This window comes from Candidatus Avedoeria danica (assembly GCA_016703025.1).
Classification (GTDB): domain Bacteria; phylum Chloroflexota; class Anaerolineae; order Epilineales; family Epilineaceae; genus Avedoeria; species Avedoeria danica.
In genome coordinates, this window is sequence record JADJCV010000004.1 from 1,658,564 (window position 1) to 1,679,135 (window position 20,572).

Annotated in this window: 16 protein-coding genes; 9 read left to right on the plus strand and 7 right to left on the minus strand. The window is 70.5% G+C overall.

Annotated features, from left to right (window positions below; genetic code table 11):
- The gene (locus tag IPG72_10040; protein MBK6769324.1) at positions 1 to 1,971 is read right to left on the minus strand and encodes a heavy metal translocating P-type ATPase; all 1,971 of its coding nucleotides are present in this window, start codon (positions 1,969 to 1,971) and stop codon (positions 1 to 3) included.
- 155 nt (positions 1,972 to 2,126) lie between these two features.
- Between IPG72_10040 and IPG72_10045 the strand changes: the two genes are divergently transcribed.
- From IPG72_10045 to IPG72_10085, 9 genes are all read left to right on the plus strand, one after another.
- Positions 2,127 to 3,566: a dipeptidase gene (locus tag IPG72_10045; GenBank protein MBK6769325.1), complete on the plus strand. Its 1,440-nt coding sequence runs from the start codon at positions 2,127 to 2,129 to the stop codon at positions 3,564 to 3,566.
- Positions 3,563 to 3,940, plus strand: a complete 378-nt coding sequence (locus IPG72_10050; protein MBK6769326.1) for a hypothetical protein — start codon at positions 3,563 to 3,565, stop codon at positions 3,938 to 3,940. Before IPG72_10045 ends, IPG72_10050 begins: the two co-directional genes overlap by 4 nt.
- 119 nt (positions 3,941 to 4,059) lie before the next feature.
- A complete protein-coding gene (locus IPG72_10055) occupies positions 4,060 to 4,587 on the plus strand; it encodes a hypothetical protein (protein MBK6769327.1) in 528 nt (175 codons plus the stop codon).
- Entirely contained in the window at positions 4,584 to 5,327 is a 744-nt protein-coding gene (gene tatC / locus IPG72_10060; protein ID MBK6769328.1) for a twin-arginine translocase subunit TatC, read from the plus strand. Before IPG72_10055 ends, tatC begins: the two co-directional genes overlap by 4 nt.
- 458 nt (positions 5,328 to 5,785) lie before the next feature.
- Entirely contained in the window at positions 5,786 to 6,922 is a 1,137-nt protein-coding gene (locus tag IPG72_10065) for a DUF2142 domain-containing protein (GenBank protein MBK6769329.1), read from the plus strand.
- A 645-nt stretch (positions 6,923 to 7,567) separates the two neighbouring features.
- Entirely contained in the window at positions 7,568 to 8,392 is an 825-nt protein-coding gene (locus IPG72_10070; protein MBK6769330.1) for a TRAM domain-containing protein, read from the plus strand.
- Positions 8,389 to 8,820: a RidA family protein gene (locus tag IPG72_10075; protein ID MBK6769331.1), complete on the plus strand. Its 432-nt coding sequence runs from the start codon at positions 8,389 to 8,391 to the stop codon at positions 8,818 to 8,820. Before IPG72_10070 ends, IPG72_10075 begins: the two co-directional genes overlap by 4 nt.
- Positions 8,821 to 8,896: 76 nt before the next feature.
- Positions 8,897 to 10,441, plus strand: a complete 1,545-nt coding sequence (locus tag IPG72_10080; GenBank protein ID MBK6769332.1) for a S1 RNA-binding domain-containing protein — start codon at positions 8,897 to 8,899, stop codon at positions 10,439 to 10,441.
- A 126-nt stretch (positions 10,442 to 10,567) separates the two neighbouring features.
- On the plus strand, positions 10,568 to 13,030 hold the full coding sequence (locus IPG72_10085) for an ATP-dependent Clp protease ATP-binding subunit (GenBank protein ID MBK6769333.1): 2,463 nt from the start codon (positions 10,568 to 10,570) through the stop codon (positions 13,028 to 13,030).
- Between the two features lie 100 nt (positions 13,031 to 13,130).
- On the opposite strand, the gene IPG72_10090 is transcribed toward IPG72_10085, so the two are convergent.
- The 6 genes from IPG72_10090 to IPG72_10115 all read right to left on the minus strand — a co-directional run bounded on the left by IPG72_10090 (position 13,131) and on the right by IPG72_10115 (position 20,527).
- Entirely contained in the window at positions 13,131 to 15,815 is a 2,685-nt protein-coding gene (locus IPG72_10090) for a hypothetical protein (protein MBK6769334.1), read from the minus strand.
- Between the two features lie 65 nt (positions 15,816 to 15,880).
- A complete protein-coding gene (locus tag IPG72_10095; GenBank protein ID MBK6769335.1) occupies positions 15,881 to 17,209 on the minus strand; it encodes a hypothetical protein in 1,329 nt (442 codons plus the stop codon).
- On the minus strand, positions 17,206 to 17,802 hold the full coding sequence (locus IPG72_10100; protein MBK6769336.1) for a sigma-70 family RNA polymerase sigma factor: 597 nt from the start codon (positions 17,800 to 17,802) through the stop codon (positions 17,206 to 17,208). Before IPG72_10100 ends, IPG72_10095 begins: the two co-directional genes overlap by 4 nt.
- Before the next feature lie 203 nt (positions 17,803 to 18,005).
- Complete coding sequence (locus IPG72_10105; GenBank protein MBK6769337.1) at positions 18,006 to 19,505, minus strand: hypothetical protein; 1,500 nt, start codon at positions 19,503 to 19,505, stop codon at positions 18,006 to 18,008.
- Positions 19,486 to 20,100, minus strand: coding sequence for a sigma-70 family RNA polymerase sigma factor (locus IPG72_10110; GenBank protein MBK6769338.1), 615 nt, complete (start codon positions 20,098 to 20,100; stop codon positions 19,486 to 19,488). The genes IPG72_10105 and IPG72_10110 overlap by 20 nt, the downstream gene beginning before the upstream one ends.
- A 184-nt stretch (positions 20,101 to 20,284) precedes the next feature.
- The gene (locus IPG72_10115; GenBank protein ID MBK6769339.1) at positions 20,285 to 20,527 is read right to left on the minus strand and encodes a ferredoxin; all 243 of its coding nucleotides are present in this window, start codon (positions 20,525 to 20,527) and stop codon (positions 20,285 to 20,287) included.
- Positions 20,528 to 20,572 lie beyond the last annotated feature (45 nt).

A 20,572-nucleotide genomic window follows, 5' to 3' on the forward strand; every position in this document is an offset into this window, starting at 1 on the left:
TCATGCCCGCCACCCCAACAACCGCAGCCCGTTCAACACGACGAGCACCGTGCTCCCCTCGTGCGCCAGCACGCCCACCGTCAGCGGCACCCCGATGCCAATCGTGGCGGCGGCGAGGATGACGATCACGCCGACGCTGAACACGATGTTCTGGGCCACCGTTCGCCGCGCCGCGCGGCCGAGCGCCACGACGTCGACGAGTCGCTCGATCCGATCGCCCATCAACACGACGTCGGCTGTCTCCATCGCGACATCCGTCCCGCCGCCGCCCATCGCCACGCCGAGCGCGGCCGCAGCCAACGCCGGCGCATCGTTCACGCCGTCACCGACGAAGGCCACCGGGCCGTCGACGGCCAGCGCGTGCAATGCCTCGACCTTCTGCACGGGCATGAGCGAGGCATGGATGTCCTCGGCATGGATGCCGACCTGAGCCGCCACCGCCGCCGCCACCGCCGCGTTGTCGCCGGTGAGCATGACGATCCGCCGTACGCCGGACCGCCTGAGCCCGGCGACCGTGGCCGCTGCGGTCGGGCGCACCTCGTCGGCGACGGCGATCGCGCCCAACGGCGCCTCGTCGCCGCGCGCAACGAGCATGACCGTCTGCCCGGCCGCTTCGAGCCGCGCCACGGCCGCGCCGGCCGCCCCGCTCATCGTGCCGCGCTCGACGAACAGCTTGGCCCGCCCGACCGTCACCCGCACACCGTCCACCATCGCCTCGACGCCCAGGCCAAGCAGCGCCTGCGTGTCCGTCGCCGCCGGCAGTGCGATGTCCTTGGCCGTGGCGGCCGCCAGGATCGCGCGGGCGATCAAGTGCCCGCTGTGCGCTTCCGTCGCGGCGGCCAGTCGCAGGATGTCATCCGCGCCGAGCGCACCGAGCGACACGATCTCGGTCACGATCGGCCGCCCCTGGGTCAGCGTCCCGGTCTTGTCGACGGCAACCGTCGTCACCGCCGCCGCGACCTCGAGGTGGGCACCACCTTTGAACAGCACGCCCGAGCGCGCCGCCCGCGCGATGGCCGACAGATACGTCGCCGGTGTGCTGATGACGAGCGCGCACGGACTGGCGACCACGAGCAGCGTCATCGCCCGATAAAGAGCGACATCCGTCGGCCAGCCGAGGACGAGCGCCGGCACCGCGAACATGAGCGCGCTCGCGCCGATGACCGCCCAGGCATAGCCGTTGCCGAAGCGGTCGATCATCCGCTGCGTCGGCGCCTGTGACGCCTGGGCATCGGCCACGAGGGCGATGATCCGGGCAACCGTCGAGGCCTCGCCGGCCGCGGTGACGCCCACCGTCAGCATGCCGGCGCCGTTCATCGAGGCGGCGAACACCGCATCGCCCGGCGCCTTGCCAACCGGAATCGACTCGCCGGTGAGCGCCGAGGCGTCGACGTCGCTGGCGCCGGCCGTGATCGTTCCGTCCGCCGGGATCCGCTCGCCGGGCTGGACGACGATCGTGTCGCCGATCGCGAGCTGCTCGACCGGCACCCACTCCACGTCACCACTGGGCAGACGGCGGCGGGCGACGTCCGGGCGCAGCGCCATCAGCCCGTGGATCGCACGCTGGGTTCGGCCCATCGCGAACTGCTGGAGGGCCTCGGATAGCGTGAAGAGAAACAGGAGCACGAGCCCTTCGGCCGGGGCGCCGATGGCCGCAGCGCCCCATGCCGCCAGGATCATGAGGACGTCGATGTTCAGCTTGCCGACAGCGATGGACTCCCATGCCTTGAAGCCGCCCGAGACGCTGCCGGTCAACAGCCCGACGACGACGACGCCCCACCACAGCCACGTCGGGCCGCCGAGTGCCTTGACCGCGTAGCCGGCGACGAGCGCGGCGCCGGTGACGGCCGCGAGCACGGCCAGCCGCGGCCCGGTGAGCCACGCGCCGCGGTCGGCGGCAGGCACCGGGAGGGAGGCGGGCTCGCCAAGAGCGGTGCGGAGTCGGGTCCAGAGGGTCGTGTTGGTCGTCATGGGACAAGGCTAACGGATGGGGGGCGAACGGGGCAAGGATGGTCGGGCGGGGAGGCTCTCCCCCCGACCCAATCGCCCCGCGGTATACAAGTCGCCCCGCGGTATACTTGACGCCCTCCCTCATCCGAACCCTCGCCCCTCCCGGAGCACCCTGCATGCCCACGCCCACCGCCCTTGCCGCCGACCCGCGCCTCACCGCCGCCCTGGCCGCGGCGCACGCCGACCGCGCGGGCGCACTCGCCCGCCTCGTCGAGCTGCTGCGCATCCCGAGCGTCAGCACGGTGCCGGAGCACGCCCCGGACGTGCGCGCCGCGGCGGCGTGGGTGGCCGCGCGGATGCGGTCGGCGGGGCTGACGGGCGTGCGGATCGACGACACGCCGCGGCACCCGGTGGTTTACGGCGAGCGGATCGTCGATGCGTCAAGGCCGACCGTCCTCATCTACGGCCACTACGACGTCCAGCCGGTGGATCCGCTCGACCTTTGGCAGACGCCGCCGTTCGAGCCCACCGAGCGCGACGGCGCGCTGTATGCCCGCGGCAGCTCGGACGACAAGGGCCAGGTGATGGCGAACCTCGAGGCGATCGCCGCCTGGGAGGCCACCGGCGGCCTGCCCGTAAACGTGAAGCTCGTCATCGAAGGCGAGGAGGAGATCGGCAGCCCGAACCTGGAGGGGTGGATGCGCGCGCACGCCGACGCGCTCGCCGCCGACGTCGCGCTCGTGAGCGACACGGCCATCCTGGCACCGGGAACGCCGAGCATCGTCTACGCGCTGCGCGGGCTGTGCTACGTCGAGATCGAGGTCGAAGGGCCGCGGCGCGACCTGCACTCGGGCCAATACGGCGGCGCCGTGGCGAACCCGGCGAATGCGCTGTGCCACATTGTGAACCAGCTGCTCGATCAGGCGACGGGGCGCATTCTCATCCCGGGGTTCTACGACCGCGTTCGCCCGATCGACCCGGCCGAGCGCGCCGAGCTCGCCCGCGCGCCGTTCGACCTCGGCGCGTTCGGTGGTGCGACGGGCGATGCCGGCGGCTGGGGCGACGCGGACTACAGCATCGTCGAACGCCTCGGGGCACGGCCGACGCTGGACGTGAACGGGCTCGTCAGCGGCTGGACGGGCGCGGGCGCCAAGACGGTGCTGCCGGCGAAGGCGCTGGCCAAGGTCAGCATGCGGCTCGTGCCGGACCAGGACCCGGACGAGATCGTGGCCTTGATCACGGAGCACGTCGCTTCGATCGCCCCGCCGCACGTCAAGGTGACGGTGCGCAACCTGCACGGTGCCCGCCCGGCGCTCGCGGATCGGGACACGGTGGCGATCCGAGCCGCCGCGGCGGCGTACGAGATCGGCTTCGGCCGGGCGCCGTATTACATGCGCGAGGGCGGCTCGATCCCGGTCGTGGCCCTCATGGCCGACGTGCTCGGCATCGACACCGTCCTGATGGGCTTCGGCCTGCCGGACGACAACCTGCATGCGCCCAACGAACGCTTCGTGCTGGACCAGTACGAGCGCGGCGTCGACACCGCCATCGCGTTCCATGCGGCGCTGGCGGCGGGCAGCGGCGTTGAGACCGACAACGAGGGGGCGGCGCGATGAGCATCGCCCTGCTGCACGCCACGCTGTCGCGCACCGCATTGTTCTTCACGGGGGCGATGGGCGTTTGGTCGCTCTGGCTCGTCGCGCGCAACCGCGGTCTGGACGGACGCTTCATGGGCGCCCTCGTCATCGGCGAGACGCTGATGGTCCTCCAGATCGTGCTCGGCCTCGCGCTCAGTCTCGAACGCGGTTGGGACGCAGTCCGCTACCTCCACGTGCTATATGGTGTGCTGGCCGCGCTGATGTGGCCGTTCGTCTACACGTTCGCGCCGCGCGACGGCAGTCGGCGGGAGGCGGTGATGTTCAGCGCGACGACGTTCTTTCTGTTCCTGCTGCTCGTGCGGGCGGTGACGACTGCCGTGGCGCCGCGCTAGCCGCGGACCCTGCGACCGCACGTGGTTGACCCCACCTGGTTGACCGCACCACACATCGGCGAGCGCGAAGCGAAGCGGAGCGTGCCCTGTTCAACATCAACGGCTGGGAGTTCGTCTTCGTGGCGATCCTCTTCCTGCTGCTCTTCGGCCCCGAGAAACTGCCGACCGTCATCGTCGAGGGGATGCGGATGTTCCGACAGCTCCGCTCGGCGGCCGAGGAGGCCACCGGCGAGATCCGCCGCGAGTTCGAGGCGGCGGCCAGCGAGATCGAGGCGGCCAAGAAGGAGCTGACGTCGGCGGTCGACGAGGTCCAACGCTTCGGCGCCGAGACGCGCGCATTGGTGGACGAGGCGCAGCGGGAGGCGGTGACGGGCGGGTCGACGGGGAGCGCAGCGTCGTCGGATGCGGCGACGATGCATTCGGATGCGGCGACGATGGGTACGGTGGCGACCGGCGAATCGACTTCGTCCGGTGCGGCGACGGACGATGTCGGCTCGATCCTGCCGCCCGACATGGCGGAGATGATGCGGGTGCACGATGTGGACCCGGCGGAGCATGCGATCGAGGCCATGGGCGGGCCAAGCCGCGGGGCGGAGCGCGCACCTGAGCCGACGGCCGCCGAGACTTCACCCGAGGTCGACGAATGACGACTGCCACACCCCTGCCCGCGATGCCCCTGATGGAGCACCTGCGCGAGCTGCGCAAGCGGCTGATGTGGGCCGTCGGGTCGGTGTTCCTCGGCATGCTCGTCGGGCTCGGGTTCTCGAAGGCGGTCATCAACGGCCTGATCGGGATGTGCACCGCCTGCCCGGAAATGGTCGTCTCGCAGCCGCTCGAGGGCTTCACGACGTACTTCCGCGTGGCGCTCATGCTCGGCATCTGCATCGCCATGCCGATGCTTGTCTACCAACTCGTGGCGTTCGTGATGCCGGCGCTGATGCCTTCCGAGCGCAAGTGGCTCTACATCTTCCTTCCGGGCGCGTTCGTGCTCTTCGTCTTCGGCCTGCTTTTCGGCTACTACATCGTCTTCCCGCGGACGATCAACTTCCTGATCAAGTTCCTGGACGGCAGCGCCACCGCGCAGATCACGGGCGGCGAAATCCAGATCGTCCCGCGCCCGCAGCTCAGCCTCTACATCGCGTTCTTCACGAACCTGCTCATGATCATCGGCCTGACGTTCGAGACGCCGCTGATCGTCCTCCTGTTGGCCAAGCTGCGCTTGGTCACGACGAAGACCCTCGGCCGCTACCGCCGCCACGCCGTCCTCGTGATGGCCGTCTCCGCCGCCATCCTGACGCCGACGCCGGATCCGTTCACGATGTTGATGGTGTTGGTGCCGATGTACTTGTTGTATGAGCTGGGCATCGTTCTTGCTCGCTTCGCGTGAACGTTCGAAGGATCAACGGTGCCCGCGACGCGACAAGGCGGCCTGCGATGACCCACTCGCCGATACATGACGCCCGAGGATCGGGGCGACGACTGGCTGTCCTGATCGTCGTCGCAGCCACCGGATTGGCGAGCCAGTTCGCTTGGCGGACGCCTCCGTGGCAGGCGCCCGACGAGCCGGCTCACGCCAACTATGTCGTTCAGTTGGCACTTCGGGCACCCGAGTGGCCGGTGATTGGGCCGGGCGACTGGGTTCCCGCGCGTCTGGACACCGTTCAGCACGATCCTAACGCACCTTACGGCCGGAGTCCCAAGTGGGAGGGCCTGACCTACGAGGATCACCAGCCGCCTCTCTACTATGCGCTCATGGCGCCGCTCTTCATGGGATGGCGGACGGGGAATGGGCTTGAGTGCCGTGATCACTGGGGGGTCGACATCCCATTGCTCTCCTGCGACGCAATGGTCGCAATCATCATCCGCTGGCTGTCGATTCCGCTCTTTTGGCTGACCCTGGTCCTCGCTTGGCAGACCGTCGTCATGATGTTGCCTGCCCATCGCGCGGTGAGTCACGCGGTCATGGCGTTCGTCGCGTTCGTGCCGATGTCGGCCTACATGGCGGCCAGCGCCAACAACGACGCCCTCGCCAACCTCGTCATGGCCCTCGCCCTCCTCGCCGCCGTCCACCGCCTCGCCGGCCGCACCACGCGCCGCCGTTATGTCGTGTGGGCCGGCCTCATCTGGAGCGTGGCGCTCCTTACGAAGCTGACGGTCTACCCGGTCATCCTGCCGCTCGCCGCGGCCGAGGTCCTGCGCACACGGCGCGAAGGCGCACCCATTCGCGAAGCGGTCGCGCCTGCCGCCAAGAGCGGTGCGCTCGGCCTCCTCATCGCCGCGCCGTGGTTCATCCGCAACATGTTCGTCTACGGTGTCACCGACCCGTTCGGCCTCGCCGCGCACGACCGCGTCGTCGTCGGGCAGCCGCGGACGGCGGACTGGATCGCGGAGCATGGCTGGGGCGCGTACCTGGAGCGGGCGGTCGTGTTCACGTTCGACAGCTTCTGGGGCGTGTTCGGGTGGATGGCGGCGTTCATGGACCGGCGGATCTACATCGTGCTCGCGCTGGCCTCGGTGATCATGATGATCGGGTTCGCGGGTTACGTTCGGCGGGCATGGCGCGCTTCCCGCACCGGTCGCGGCATCGACATCGACATCGGCGACATGGGCGACGTTGACCGGCGACGCGTCGACGACAGCGACGTCGACGGCGGAAGCGACAGCGACGTCGGCCCGCTCCAGCGCGACGTCGTCGTCGTCTTCGGCCTCGTCGTGGCGACGACGGTCGGCGGCTACCTCTGGTACAACCTGACCTTCGTCCAACACCAAGGCCGCTATCTCTTCCCGGCGCTGATCCCGATCGCCACCGCCGCCATGCTCGGCATCCGCGAGTGGGCGCGCTGGCTGGCGAAGGCGGTGCGGCGGCCGGCCTGGGCGGAGGGGATCGCGGCGGCCGGGATGGCGGCGTTCGACGCGGGGCTGCTGGCGACGTCGGTGTGGGCGCTGGTGCACGTCATCCCGACGCTCTGGCCGGGAGGGTAGCGGGGGAAGGGCGGCGACGGTGGCCGAGGGGTGTGTGGCCGTGCTACACTCCAGGCGCGTCTCGGTCAAGACCATTCATCCAGATGCGCATTCGCATCGCCCTTCATCCGACCGGCACAGCACCTGATGGACACCGCGCAAGCCACTGACCACGCCCCGCATCGCCCGAGCGCCCCGCCGCACCGTGCCCGTGGCACCGTGCGACGGCCGCGCGCGCGGCTCTGCCCGTGACCCGCGCGACGGACGCCGTCGGCTGCAACGCCTGACCGGCTCCGCATCGCTCCTGCTGTGGCGGTCCCGATTGCCCCTCGTGGCAGACGGGAGTACCGCATGAGAAATCGTCGATACGTCACTTGGGTCCGGCTTGCCGGCGCGCTGACGTTGGCCATCGTCGGCTACAGCGCCGGCGCGGCCTTGTTGCCGGCGGACGTTGCCAAGCAGATCGCCGAGTCGCTGAACGCCGGCAACATCGGCGGCATCCAAGAGGTCACGCTCGTCAACCTGGCGTTCGCGACGTCGTTCGCCCTGTTCGGCTTCGGCATCGGCTACCTCTTCACGCCGACGATACTCCGGCCGCTGTTCGAGATCCGCACCGAGCTCGCCGAAGCGCCGCCGGCGACGCTGGCCGGCGCGGCGCTCGGGCTGATGATCGGGCTCCTCTTGTCGGCCCTGCTCACACCGGCCCTTGCGCGCCTGCCCGCGCCGTTCAACCGCTTCCTGCCCTTCGGATCGGCGCTCGTCCTCGGCTACCTCGGCGCGAGCATCGTCGGCCGCAACCCGAACGCCTATCTGTCCGTCCTCTCACGCATCCTGTCCGGCAAGGGCCTCGAAGACCAGTCCGGGCGCTACATCCTCCTTGACACGTCCGTCATCATCGACGGCCGGATCGCGGACGTGGCCGAGACCGGGTTCATCGACAAGACGCTTCTCGTCCCGCGCTTCATCCTGGCCGAGCTGCAGCAGATCGCCGACTCGTCCGACGGCCTGCGCCGCAACCGCGGTCGGCGGGGACTCGAGATCCTGAACCGGCTGCAGAACTCGAAGGCCGTTCAAGTCGAGATCACGGACAAGGACGCCCCCGGCACGCACGAGGTCGACCGAAAGCTCGTGCGGCTGGCCCAGGACCTCAACTGCCCGGTGATGACGAACGACTACAACTTGAACCGCGTCGCCGCCATCGAGAGCGTCCGCGCGTTGAACCTGAACGAGCTGTCGAACGCCGTCAAGACGATCCTCCTGCCCGGCGAGCAGATGGATATCCGGATCATCCAGGAAGGGAAGGAGTTCGGCCAGGGCGTCGGCTATCTCGAGGACGGCACGATGGTCGTCGTCGAGGGCGGGCGCGATCACGTGGACGAGATGCTCGACGTCACGGTGACGCGCGTGCTGCAGACCGTCGCCGGCCGGATGATCTTCGCCCAGGCCGCGGGCGCCGCGAACGCCCTTCCCTCGCAAAGGACCACCCCATGACCACCGAGCCCCTCCCCCGCATCATCGACCCCGGCGTCGGCCACCACCACACCGTCATCTCCACCGACAAGGCGCCCTCCGCCATCGGCCCGTACTCCCAGGCCGTCCGCGTCGACCTGACCGTCTTCTGCTCCGGCCAGGTGCCGATCGATCCGGCCACCGGCCAGCTCGTGGATGGCGATATCAGCGTCCAGACGCGGCAGGCGCTGACGAACCTGGCGGCGGTCCTCGACGCTGCCGGATCGGGGCTGGACCGCGTGCTGAAAACCACGGTGTTCCTGATCGATATGGATGACTTCCAGGCGATGAACACCGTGTACGCCGACAGCTTTCCAAGCGCGCCGCCCGCCCGCTCGACGATCGCCGTCAAGGCGCTGCCGCGCGGCGCACGGGTCGAGATCGAGGCGATCGCGCTCGCCAAGTCATGACGCCTCGCCTCGGATTCATGCAGCGACTGCCCGATGCGGTATAATCGCGCGCATCTCTGTGTGTGAGGAAGACTGAATGACCGACCCATTTTCGACAACCACATCCGCAATGCCCCACCCGATGCTGGAGCTCCTCGAGTCGTACGACGACCAGGGGAAGCGCTTCCAGCGGGGCGACATCGTCAATGGCCACATCGCGCTCATCCGCGACAACGAAGTCCTGATCGACGTCGGCGGCAAGCGAGAGGGCATCCTCTCCAGCCGCGAGATGTCGGCGATGACGAAGGACGACATCGCCGGGCTTCAGGTGGGTGATGAGGTCGAATGCCTCATCATCAACCCCGAGGACCGGCAGGGCAACCTGGTGCTCTCGCTGTCGCAGGCGCGCATCGGGCAGGACTGGGACCAGGCCGAAGAGCTCCACAAGGGGGACCTGTCGTTCGAGGCGAACGTCAGCGGCCACAACAAGGGCGGCCTGATCGTCTACGTCGGCCAGGTGCGCGGCTTCGTGCCGGCGTCACAGATCGACCGGCGACACGGGTTCAGCCGCGAGCAGATCGACGGCAGCGGCGAGAGCCCGCTGGCGCTGCTCGTCAGCCAGCCGATCTGGCTCAAGATCATCGAGATCGATCGCCGCAAGAACCGGCTGATCCTCTCCGAGCTCGCCGCGATGCGCGAGCGCCGCAAGTCGTCCAAGAGCGAGCTGTTGACGTCGCTCGAGGATGGGCAGGTGCTCACCGGCATCGTGACCAGCTTGGCGGACTTCGGCGCGTTCGTGGACATCGGCGGCGCCGATGGCCTCGTCCACCTCTCGGAGCTCGCCTGGAACCGGGTGAACCACCCGAGCGAGGTGCTCCACCTGGGCGACAAGGTGACCGTCAAGGTCATCAGCGTCGACCGCGACCGCAAGCGCATCGGGCTGTCGATGAAGCAGCTCATGCCCGAGCCGTGGAGCGATATCGAGCAGCGGTTCGTCGTCGGCGAGGTCGTCACCGCCACGATCACCCGTTTGGCGGACTTCGGCGCCTTCGCGCGCCTCGACGGCGACATCGAGGGCCTGATCCACGTGTCCGAGCTGTCGGACGAGAGCAAGCCGGCCGGTGAGATCGTGCAGCCGGGCGACGAGGTGACGGTCCGCGTCATCCGCGTCGATCCGGACCGCAAGCGCATCGGCCTGAGCCTGAAGCGCGCCGACGTGGCCTACGATGACCTCGTCATCGCCACGGACGACGTCGCCGAAGTCGGCGAGGTGGCTGGCGTTGGTGCGGCGGCCGAAGCCGCCGTGCCGACTGCGGATGAGGCCAAGGCGGCAGTCGAGGCTGTGCCGGCGGCAGTCGAGCCGGTCGCAGCTCCGGTCGAGGCGGCTGCGGACGTTGCAGCCGATGTCACTGCCGATGTCACTGCCGATGTCACTGCCGATGTCACTGCCGATGTCGCTGCCGATGTCGTAGCCGACGCGCCGGCCGTGGTTGAGACGCTCGAGGCACCGGCCGAGGTCGAGACGGTTGCCGTTGAGGCGGCGGATGAACCCGTTGCCGAGGCCATCGTTGAGAGCGACGAGATGGCCGAGCCGGCTGCCGAGCCCGAGATGGCGGCGGCCGCGATGGAGGATGAGGCCTAGTCCGCCGCGCCGAACACGGACGACAGGGGATCCGTAACGCTACGTCGGCGGGTCTAGACGAATCGACACAATAATCGCGGGGGTGGGGGGGCGCCCTCCACCCCCGCCGGTTAGATGGGATCGAGGATGGCCAAGTTCGACGATCGGTTCACCGAACGTGCCCGCCGCGTCTTGATGTTGGCACAGGAGGAGGCGCGACGCCTTCAGGACAGCTACATCGGCACCGAGCACCTGCTCCTCGGGCTCGTGCAGGAGGAGCGCGGTGTCGCAGCGCGTGTGCTGCGCGACCTTGGCGTCAACCCGGTTCAGGTTAGGCGGATCATCGAGGAGTCCAGCCGCCGCGCCGGCCGCCGCTCGCCCGGCCAGACCACCGGCCTCAGCCCGCGCACGAAGCGCGTGATCGAGCGCGCCGTCGAAGAGGCGCGCCGGATGAACCACCAGTACATCGGCACCGAGCACCTCCTCCTCGGCCTGATCGGCGAGGGCGGCGGGCTGGCGATCGACGTCCTCAAGGACCTCGGTTGCGACCTCTCGCTCGTGCGGATGCAGACCACGCGGGCGATCATGCAGACGCCGAGCCGCGAAAAGGTCGAGCGCCCCAAGAAGAGCCAGCAGACGCCGATGATGGACCAGCTCGGCACGGACCTCACGGCGCAAGCCGAGGAGGGCCAGCTGGACCCCGTCGTCGGCCGGCGGCGCGAGATCGAGCGCGTGATCCAGATCCTCAGCCGCCGCACGAAGAACAACCCGGCCCTCATCGGCGAGCCCGGCGTCGGCAAGACCGCCATCGTCGAGGGCCTCGCCCAACGGATCGCCGAGGGCGACGTGCCCGCCCAGCTGCGGGACAAGCGCGTCTTCATGCTCGACGTCGGCAGCCTCGTGGCCGGAACGATCTATCGCGGTCAGTTCGAGGAGCGAATGAAGCGCGTCGTCGACGAGCTGAAAGGCTCGGATGCCATCCTGTTCATCGACGAGCTCCACATGCTCGTCGGCGCCGGTTCAGCCGGCTCGAGCGTGGACGCCGCCAACCTGCTGAAGCCGGCGCTTGCCCGCGGCGAACTCCAGTGCATCGGCGCCACGACGCTCGACGAGTACCGCCGCTACATCGAGGCCGACGCGGCGCTCGAGCGGCGTTTCCAGACCGTGTTCGTCGAAGAGCCGAGCGTCGAAGAGACCGTGCAGATCCTGCGCGGCATCAAGCCGCGCTACGAGGAGCACCACAACCTCAAGATCCGCGACGAAGCGTTGGCGGCCGCGGCCCAGCTGGCGGCGCGCTACATCACGGACCGCTTCCTGCCCGACAAGGCGATCGACCTCGTCGACGAGGCCGCCAGCCGGGTGCGGATGTACAAGCTGCCCGACACCCCCGGCCTGCACGAGGCGTTCGAGAACCTGCGCAGCCTGCAGGGGGAGCGTGACAAGGCGTTCACCGAAGAACGCTACGAGGAAGCCGTCGTGCTGCGCGAGCGGGAGCGCGAGCTGTCGGGCACGATCGAGACGATGCGCGACGCGTCGAACGACCAGCTCGAGGTGACCGAGGAGGACATCGCCGAGGTCGTCGCGATGTGGACGGGCGTGCCCGTCGTCCGGATCGCCGGCGAAGAGAGCGAGCGCCTGCTGCAGATGGAGCAAACGCTCCACGCCCGCATCGTCAGCCAGGACGAGGCGATCGAGGCGATCTCGAAAGCCGTCCGCCGCGCACGGGCCGGACTCAAGGACCCGCATCGGCCGATCGGCGTCTACATCTTCCTCGGCCCGACGGGCGTCGGCAAGACCGAGCTCGCAAAGGCGCTGGCCGAGTTCATGTTCGGCAGCGAAGACGCGCTGCTCCAGATCGATATGAGCGAGTTCATGGAGCGCCACGCCACGGCGCGCCTCGTCGGCGCCCCGCCCGGCTACGTCGGCTACTACGAGGGCGGGCAGCTGACCGAGGCCGTACGCCGCCGCCCGTACCAGGTGGTGCTGCTCGACGAGATCGAGAAGGCGCACCCCGAGGTCTTCAACATGCTCCTCCAAATCATGGAGGACGGCCACCTGTCGGACGCCAAGGGCCGCAAGGTAGACTTCCGAAACACGATCATCATCATGACCTCGAACGTCGGGGCGTCGCAGCTGAACAAGCACCAGGTGCTCGGTTTCAATGCCGGCAAGGACGACCAGGACCGCCTGACGGCCGAGTACGACGTCATGAAGGACAAGGTTATCGATGAGCTCAAGCGGACCTTCAAGCCGGAGTTCCTGAACCGCGTCGACAAGCTGCTCGTCTTCCGACCGCTCACCCGCGAGAACCTGCGCCACATCGTCGACGTCCAGCTCGAACGGATCGGCCCGCGGCTCGAAGCCCAGCGGGTGACGATTCATGTGACGGAGGGGGCCAAGGACAAGGTCCTCGAGGAAGGCTACGACCCCGAGTTCGGCGCCCGACCGTTGCGCCGGGCGATCATGGACCTCATCGAGGACCCGCTCTCGGAAAAGATCCTTTCCGGCACGATCCAGCCCGGCGACCACGTCGTCGTCGACATCGCGCCGGACGGGTCGGAGTTGGTGTTCGACGTACCGGAGCCGGTGGCGCCCGAACCCGTCCTGTAGGGTCGACGCATGCGTCGCCCATGACGTTCGGCGTTCCGGGTGGATCACATCCCTCGCACATTGCGACACGCACGGGTATCGGGCGACGCATGCGTCGCCCCTACGGGATACCCACCGCCCCATCCTCCCGACCTTCGATCACCCGCCCGTCCGTGCGCGCAATCCGCAGCCACGTCGCCGTCGACCCGTCTTCGAACGCCGTCGCCACACCGCGGCCGTCCGTCAGCGTCCACTGGGGGGAGCGCAGGTAGTCGACCCGGTGGCCGTCCACGAGGGCGCTGTAGCCGTCGACATCCGTGCCGTCGATCAGCCAGCCGTCCGGCGGCAGGTCGACAACGCGGTCGTCGTGGACGACGGGCCACGTCCCATCCCCTAGGTTGACCCAGACCGTCATCGCGTGCGGGCCGCCGTAACGCAGCACGAGCCGCGGGCCGATGAGGTCGAGGCCATCGACGAGCGCAGCGGCCAGCGCTCGCTCGCGGCCGTCCGGGCCGACGTAGACCACGCCGAGCAGCGGCGCTTCCAGATAGCGGGTCTGGAGCGGCAGGAACAGGTGGTAGTCCTTGACCTCCTCGGCCAGCGACAAGGGTGACGCCGGGGCGCCCGCCCAGGCACGTGCACCCACCGGTCGCGCCACGCCGGAGGAAAGCCACGCCCCGGCATGCCCGAACGCCAGCTCGGTGGCGCGCCATGCGTCGCGCTCGGCGGCCGTCAACGGGCCGGCCGGACGCGCCGCCCCGAAGAAGCGCTCGATCGTGCCAAGCCCGTAGCCGATCGCCTTCGGGCGCGCCGTCTGGAGGACGAAGTCGGGCACGACCGACACGTCGGCACCGGCGCTGTCGTCGAACTGTCCGGTCGAGAGGCTGCGCGCCACACCATCCAGGTAGCCCAGATAGAACGTGTCATAGCGCGCCGTCCACGGGCCGTGCGCCCCGTCGGCCCACACGGCGCCGAGGCGGCGCTGAAGGTCGGCGAACAGGCGGCTGTGCGCCGCGACGCTCTCACCGATGGCCCCCGGATGGCGCGGGCTTGAGTCGAAATCCAGGTTGCTGTCCGGGGCGCCCGGCCAACCGAACGCCGGATTCCACGCGCCGAGGACGTCGAGCGTAACGGCACGAACGCCCGCCGCCGTCCAACGGTCCGCATCCTCGAGCGACTGGCGGGCGGCACCGGTCGGCGGGATCAAGAAGCGCGGGACCGTCGACCCATCCCGGCAGGCGAGGCCGACATCCATCTGTGTCGGCAAGCCGTCGCGGCCGGTCACGCGTTCCGTCGTACGATAGGCGGCGTTGAGCCGCTCGGGACAGCCGGACGTCGTCAGCGTGTACGCCGCCGATGGCGCCACCGCCGCGGCCGAAGCCAGCGCCCGCCACCCGTCCTCGCCGCCCCGTGCGCCGTCCGGCGGCCACGCCGCCGGCGGCAATGCGTCCAACGCCTGCCACTCGGGCGCGTGGAGGACGATGTCGGCGACCCCGAGCGCGCGCAGGGCGTCCACATAGCCGACGCGGTCGGCAAACGTTGGTCGGACGGCCGGCGGCACGGCATCCTCGACAAGCGTCACATGCAGCCGCCCGACGTTGGCGGCACGATGCGGCGCCACCGGGCCGGGCGGCTCGGCGAAGGTGTCCGCGACATCGGCCGACCACGTCAACCACACCGTCTCGTCGACGGCGCGCACGAGGCCGAGGGCGTCGGGATCATAGAACGCAGCCAGCTCGTTGGCGTAGCCCCCGCCGCTCGGCGCCGGCCCGCGCGCCGCCAGCGCGTTGGCATGTGACTGCGGCATGTCCAACAGCGCGCTCGTGAACCACTTGCCGTCGACGAACGTCACCGGCACGCTGTCCATGTACGGCACCCGGACACTGACCGCCGTCCGCCCGCCCTCGATATCGCCGGCGGTGAAGCCGGCATAGCGCCCGCTGGCATCGCCCGGCCCGTCCAAGCTCTCCGCTCGCAGGGCGATCGACCGCCCGATCGGCATGAGCGTATAGCGCTTGCGATGTTCGACGTTCTCGAGTCGCTCGGTGACCGTGACGACAACGGATCCGCCGACGACGGCGTGCTCGAGGCGCTCGACCGTCCAGTCGAGGAGGAAGAGCCGCGGCTCGACGACCTCGTCCTCGAGCGTCCGGTAGTAGAGGCCGGCGCCGGCCGCGGGATAACGGCCGCTCGAGATCTCGCGCAGGCTCATGCGACCGCGCTGCACGTCGGGATGCGTGAGGTCGAGCGACCAGCTGGGCTGTGCGTCGCCGGCAAGCGCGAAGCGATAGCCGCGCGCAGCCGCATCGAAGCGAACGGAAGTGGCGCCGCTGCGCCCGGCGGCACGAGGCGCCAGCCGATCCGTGGCCGGGTCGTGCGCCGCGAAGAAGGGCGTCGGGCTTGGCGTCGGCGATGGCGTCGCCGGCAACGGGCTGGCGGTGCCGGCGGTTGCGGTTGCCGCGTCGGTGGCCGGGGGCGTCCGCGTACCCGTCGGGCCGGCGAGCGTGCGTGTCGGCGAGCCGACGGTTGCGGGCGGCGAGGGCGTCGGCGACGGCGGTAGGGTGGGCATCGTCGTCACGGCACGGGTTGGCGACCCGGTGGCGGTCGGGGTGCGCGGCGTGCGCGGCGTGCGCGAGGCAGCCGCGAGCTGTGTGGCGCGGGTCCGGGGGTCGACGTACACATTGCCGAACGGGAGATAGAGCCGGATGGAGAGGTCCGTTCGCGCAGCGGCGCCGGCCTCGGGCGGAGCCGCAACCGGCGCATGCAATCCCGCCCAAGCGGCGGACGCCGCCAGCCAGGCGAGCACCGCGACGCATGCGCCGAAACCAAGACGCCGAGCAACTCCACCCCGGCCGGTTTCCCTCCGTGCGGTCACGGACGCTTGGGGGTTCTGGACGGAACCTTCGTCGCCGGGGGCGGCTCGCTGATCAGCGCCGTCGCTCGCTGACCGGCGAACGGATTCACCTGGGTCGGCGCCTCGACGGGCGGTGGCGGCACCTCCGTTGCCTGCGCCGGCGGCGCACTCGTCGGCGCAGCCGCCCCGCCACTCGGCGGCAACGACCCTTCGCCCGCGCCCGGCGGCCCGCCCGGCGGCGGCGCGTCGCCGGCCGGCGCCGTCGCGGCGGCAACCGTTGGGGCGGCGACGTAGGGCGGCAGTGCCGTTGTCGGCCGGTCGGTCGGGCTGGCCGGCGGCACCGCGTCGCCGCCGCCCGCCTCGACATCCGTCGGCACCGCCGCGACATCCACCGTCGGCGACGGCCGGCCGCGCTCGCCGCGCGGCGGGGCGTGCACATCCGGGCGGCCCGTCGACGGCAGCGGTACGGGCGCCAGCGCCGCGATGCCGCTGTTCAGCACGCGCGCCGCCTCTTTCGGTGCCTGACCTGCCAGCTCGCCCAACGAGCGGGCGGCCGCATCACGCGCCATGCGCACGTTCTCGATGAGCGCACGATCCTGCGCGCTGGCGGCATCGCGCCCGGCCGAGGAAAGCTGGGCGATCAACGCCTCGACGATCCGCGCCGACGGGTTGCGGCCGCGGTTGATCAGGGCGCGAATCTCGGCGATGCGGACTTCGGCCAACTCGAGATGGAACGCCGCCCGACGGCCGGGGTCGAAGATCAGCGCCATGCGCGCGCTCTCGGCGGCCCGCTTGACGCCGTACAGCGCATCGCCGGGCACGTCATCAGCCGATACGACCACCGACGAGCCAAGCCCGAGCGCGACGGCGAGCACGGCTGCGGTCAGTCGCAGCAACAGCTGCGGTCGGCCGCCAAGCCAGCGGGCCCGGATCGAGCGGTCGGTCGCCGGACGTCCCGCCGGCACACCGTGTCGCCTGCGCCCGTCCCGTGCGTCCGCCGCGGCGCCGGGCGTTCGGGCTGCGGCCCGTCCGTCACGGCGTTCCGCCGGGACGAGGGCGCGCAACACGGCGGCCTGCCGGGCGCGCGTCGTCTCGCCGACGGATGCCGGCAGGACCACGGACGCCTTGGCGGCAAGCCGGACGAGCGAAGCAAGTTCGGCGTCGTCGGCCAGTTCGGCGAGCACGTCAGGCAGCGGCGTGCCGCTCGTCACGGCCGTCCAGGCAGCGGCGAATCGCTCGGCCTGGGCGGCATCGGCCGCCATCGCGTCGTCCGCCGCGTCGTTCGGGGCAGGGCCGCCGCGCAGCGCGTCGCGCTCGGGACGCTCGGGGGGTCGTCGATCGTTCACGAGGCGTTGTCCCAGCCAAGGGCGCGGCGCAATGCGCGCACGGCGTGGTGCTGCAGGTTCTTGATCGCGCCCTCGCTCCGATTCATCGCCTCGGCCGTCTCGCGGATGCTGAGGCCGGACGCAAATCGCAGCGCCAAGACCTCGCGTTGGAGATCGGTCAGCTGAGCCGACGCGCGCTGGAACGCCGCACGATCGAGCATCGCTTCAGCCTGAACGATCGCCACTTCCCCCTCCTCGTCGACCACCCGACCGATTCGGGTGTCCTCGTCATCCCCATCCTCGTCCGACTCGACGGCCGAGATGGGCCGCTCGGGCCGGCGGCCGACACGGCGCCAATGATCGATGACCGTGTTGCGCGCGATCCGGAGCAGCCACGGCGCGAGCGTCCCGCGCCAGTCGTAGCCGTCGAGGCCGCGCAGCACTTGAACGAACACGTCCTGCGTCAGGTCCTCGGCCACGCTGTCGTCGCGCACGCGAAACAGCACGAAGCTGTAGACGCGATCGACGTAGCGCTCGTAGAGCACGCTGAACGCTTTCCCGTCACCGGTGCGGGCCGACTCGACCAAGCCGCGCTCGTCAGCAGGATCGCTCACCGAACGCTCCGGTGCGGACCTCGGACAATCCGCCTAACGCGCTGGGGGCCGACCGGGTTAGGTGTTGTCACGACTTCGACCGTGTTCTGGACGGGGTCACGGGACACGGACGGCCTTTCCGCGGTCGACGCTGCGCGGGCGGCGTGGGATTTGGAAGGGCGCGCGCGGCGATTCTAGAAGGCTCGCCGGTCCGAGGCAAAACGCTACGGACCGGACCGGCGGCCCGGACCCGGCGCCGTGTCGCCCCGGGAAGCGCCACCTCGGCTGCGGCCGCCCCTCGCTGCGCCCGGGTCGACCACCGTCGCCGACGGCTGCGGCGGCGGTGTCGCGGTCGGGTTCAACGCATCGGTCGGCGGGGGCTTCGGCGTTGGCGGTTCGCCGACAGGGGTGGCGGTGTGCGACGAGACCGTCGGCGGCGGCGGGTCGATGACGTCGCGCGTCGGCGTGGGCAGGGGCGTCGGCGTCGGAACAGGCGGGCGCGTGGCGGTGGCCGTCGGCGGCGGCGGCGTGCCGGTGGGCGGGTCCGGCAGCCTCGTGGTCGATGTCGGCTCGATCGGGACGAGCGGCGGCGTCGGCGTCCGCCGGACGGGCGTAGCCGTCGCGAGCGGGCCGGTGACGGTCAAGGTGAGCGCCGGTGGCGGGGTCGTCGCGAACGGCGGAGGCTCGTCGGGCGGCAGGGTCCGGGTCGGAACGGCGGTGGCGGTGGCCGACGGCGGCAACGGCGTGACGAGCGTCGGTGTCGGCTCGGGCACGGGCGTCCGCGTCGGTTCGGTCGTCGGCCGCTCCGACGGTGCGGACGGGGCCGGCGAGGGCGGGGCCTGGCCGGCGCCCTCGGTCGGCGACGGCACGATGGGCACGGCACGTTCACCGCCGGGCAGCAGGCGCGGCGGTTCGGCTTCGGGCGTATCCGCCCGGTTCACGATTTGCGCAGCGGCGACGCCGAGGCGCAGTCGTTGGCCGGCATGCACGAGGGCCGCGCCCACCGGCGATGCCCGGCCGACGGCCAGCCGCTCGAGCTCGTTCGCCGCAGCGTCGGCGTCCGCACGCGCACGCCGCAGCGCGCGGCCGTCGTTCTCGACTGAGCCGGCGATCGCCAGAACGTCGTCGTAGGCCGTGACGAGACCTTCGACGAGCGCGAGCACCGAATCGTCCGACGTCCTGCCTTCCTCGATCGCCTGTCGCAGCTCGCTCAGCCGACGCCACGCCCGGTCGAGGCGCGACTCGACGCGGCCGATCGTGCCGGGTTCGGCCGGCAGCGCGACGTGCTCCCAACCGCGCCGGACGGGGTAGAGCGCCTCGCCCGGCTGCGCGCCGCCGGAACGGACGACGATGCCGGCGAAGAAGCCGAAAAAGACGCCGGCCAGCGCGATCGGCCACCAGTCCTTCGGCCGGAACGCCGGCGCGCGCCGCTCTTCCGGCGCGTCACCGCGCGCGGGGCGCTCGGCATCCGCCGGCGCCGGACCGGCCTCCGACAACGAGAGGCGCAAGTCCATGCGCAGTTGCTCGCCGAGCCCGACGACGAACCCGGGCCGAAGCGCGTCGCCGGATGGGCGATGCTGCGCGAGCCGACTGCCGGCGACGAGAAGCGGGCGGAGCTCGGGCGGCAGCCGCTCGGCGACGTCGTCGGGCGACGCGCCAGCCAACACGGCATCCACGGCCGCGTTCAGCGCATCCCGCTCGGCATCAAGCCCGTCGTCGTGCATGAACCTCTGAGGCCTCCTTCAGGCCGGCCGCGCGCTTGAGCGCACGATGCTGCAGCACCTTGGCATTGGCGACGGTGATCTCCATTCGTTTCGCCGTCTCCTCGATGCTCAGCCCGGCCAGGAACCGGAGCTCGAGCACCTGACGATAGCGCGGCGGCAACGGTTGCAGCAGCCCGACGACCACCGCATCCTCCTCGACCCCGTCGGTCGGTGCGTCACTGTGATCCGCTGCGTGCAGCTGCGGCGTGAGCGCCACCGTCCGTCGATAGCCCGCTGCCCGCCGGTGGTTGCGGACAGCATTGCGCGCGATCTGATAGAGCCAGTTCTTGAAGCTGGCCTCGTGCCGGAAGCCGGCCAGTCCCTGGATCATTCGGGCGAACGTATCGGCCGTCAGATCCTCGGCATCCTCCCGATCGCGGACTTGTGCGAGAATGAACCGATAGATCGCATCGACGTAGTTCCCGTACAGCGTCCCGAGCGCGACCTCGTCGCCTTCGAGCACACTCCGCACGAGCGACCCGTCGCTGACGGGCTCCACCACGCCGGTGCCGGCTCGGTAGCCCTTCCAGAAGCCGCTGGGACCCGCTTCGCTCATCGCATCACACCCGCACCCGTCATAGGTCGGGCGCAGGCATGCGCGTAACGACACGCGATGGTTACGCCCGGGCAGTCGACGCGGCCGCGACGGCCGCGCAGTCGATGAGACCCCGCCGCCGCCCGAAGCGTTCCACGTCCTTGCGGAGCGACGTCCGCGACAGCTATCATCGGCCGCCGGTCTATCATCGGCCGCCGGTCGCCGGCGGCGCCGGCGGGTAGACGGCGCGGCCATCGTCGTCGATCAGGCGGATGGCCAGTGTCGGGCAGGCGTATGCCGCCTCGCACAGCACGTCATCCGCGGCCGGGCCGCTCACAACCGCACGCCGGCGACCGTCGCCCGCGTCGATGACCTGGAAGGCGCGCGGCGCCGTGTCGGCGCACATGCCGGCACCACAACAAACGGCCCAATCGATGCTCACGCGCATCCCGACCTCCACCCGATCACAACCCGTTGTCCTGCATGCACAGGA

Coding starts and splice junctions, on each gene's coding strand:
- IPG72_10040 (MBK6769324.1), bottom strand. CDS start 1,971: ATGACGACCAACACGACCCTCTGGACCCGACTCCGCACCGCTCTTGGC.
- IPG72_10045 (MBK6769325.1), top strand. CDS start 2,127: ATGCCCACGCCCACCGCCCTTGCCGCCGACCCGCGCCTCACCGCCGCC.
- IPG72_10050 (MBK6769326.1), top strand. CDS start 3,563: ATGAGCATCGCCCTGCTGCACGCCACGCTGTCGCGCACCGCATTGTTC.
- tatC (MBK6769328.1), top strand. CDS start 4,584: ATGACGACTGCCACACCCCTGCCCGCGATGCCCCTGATGGAGCACCTG.
- IPG72_10065 (MBK6769329.1), top strand. CDS start 5,786: ATGGTCGCAATCATCATCCGCTGGCTGTCGATTCCGCTCTTTTGGCTG.
- IPG72_10070 (MBK6769330.1), top strand. CDS start 7,568: ATGATCGGGCTCCTCTTGTCGGCCCTGCTCACACCGGCCCTTGCGCGC.
- IPG72_10075 (MBK6769331.1), top strand. CDS start 8,389: ATGACCACCGAGCCCCTCCCCCGCATCATCGACCCCGGCGTCGGCCAC.
- IPG72_10080 (MBK6769332.1), top strand. CDS start 8,897: ATGACCGACCCATTTTCGACAACCACATCCGCAATGCCCCACCCGATG.
- IPG72_10085 (MBK6769333.1), top strand. CDS start 10,568: ATGGCCAAGTTCGACGATCGGTTCACCGAACGTGCCCGCCGCGTCTTG.
- IPG72_10105 (MBK6769337.1), bottom strand. CDS start 19,505: ATGCACGACGACGGGCTTGATGCCGAGCGGGATGCGCTGAACGCGGCC.
- IPG72_10110 (MBK6769338.1), bottom strand. CDS start 20,100: ATGAGCGAAGCGGGTCCCAGCGGCTTCTGGAAGGGCTACCGAGCCGGC.
- IPG72_10115 (MBK6769339.1), bottom strand. CDS start 20,527: ATGCGCGTGAGCATCGATTGGGCCGTTTGTTGTGGTGCCGGCATGTGC.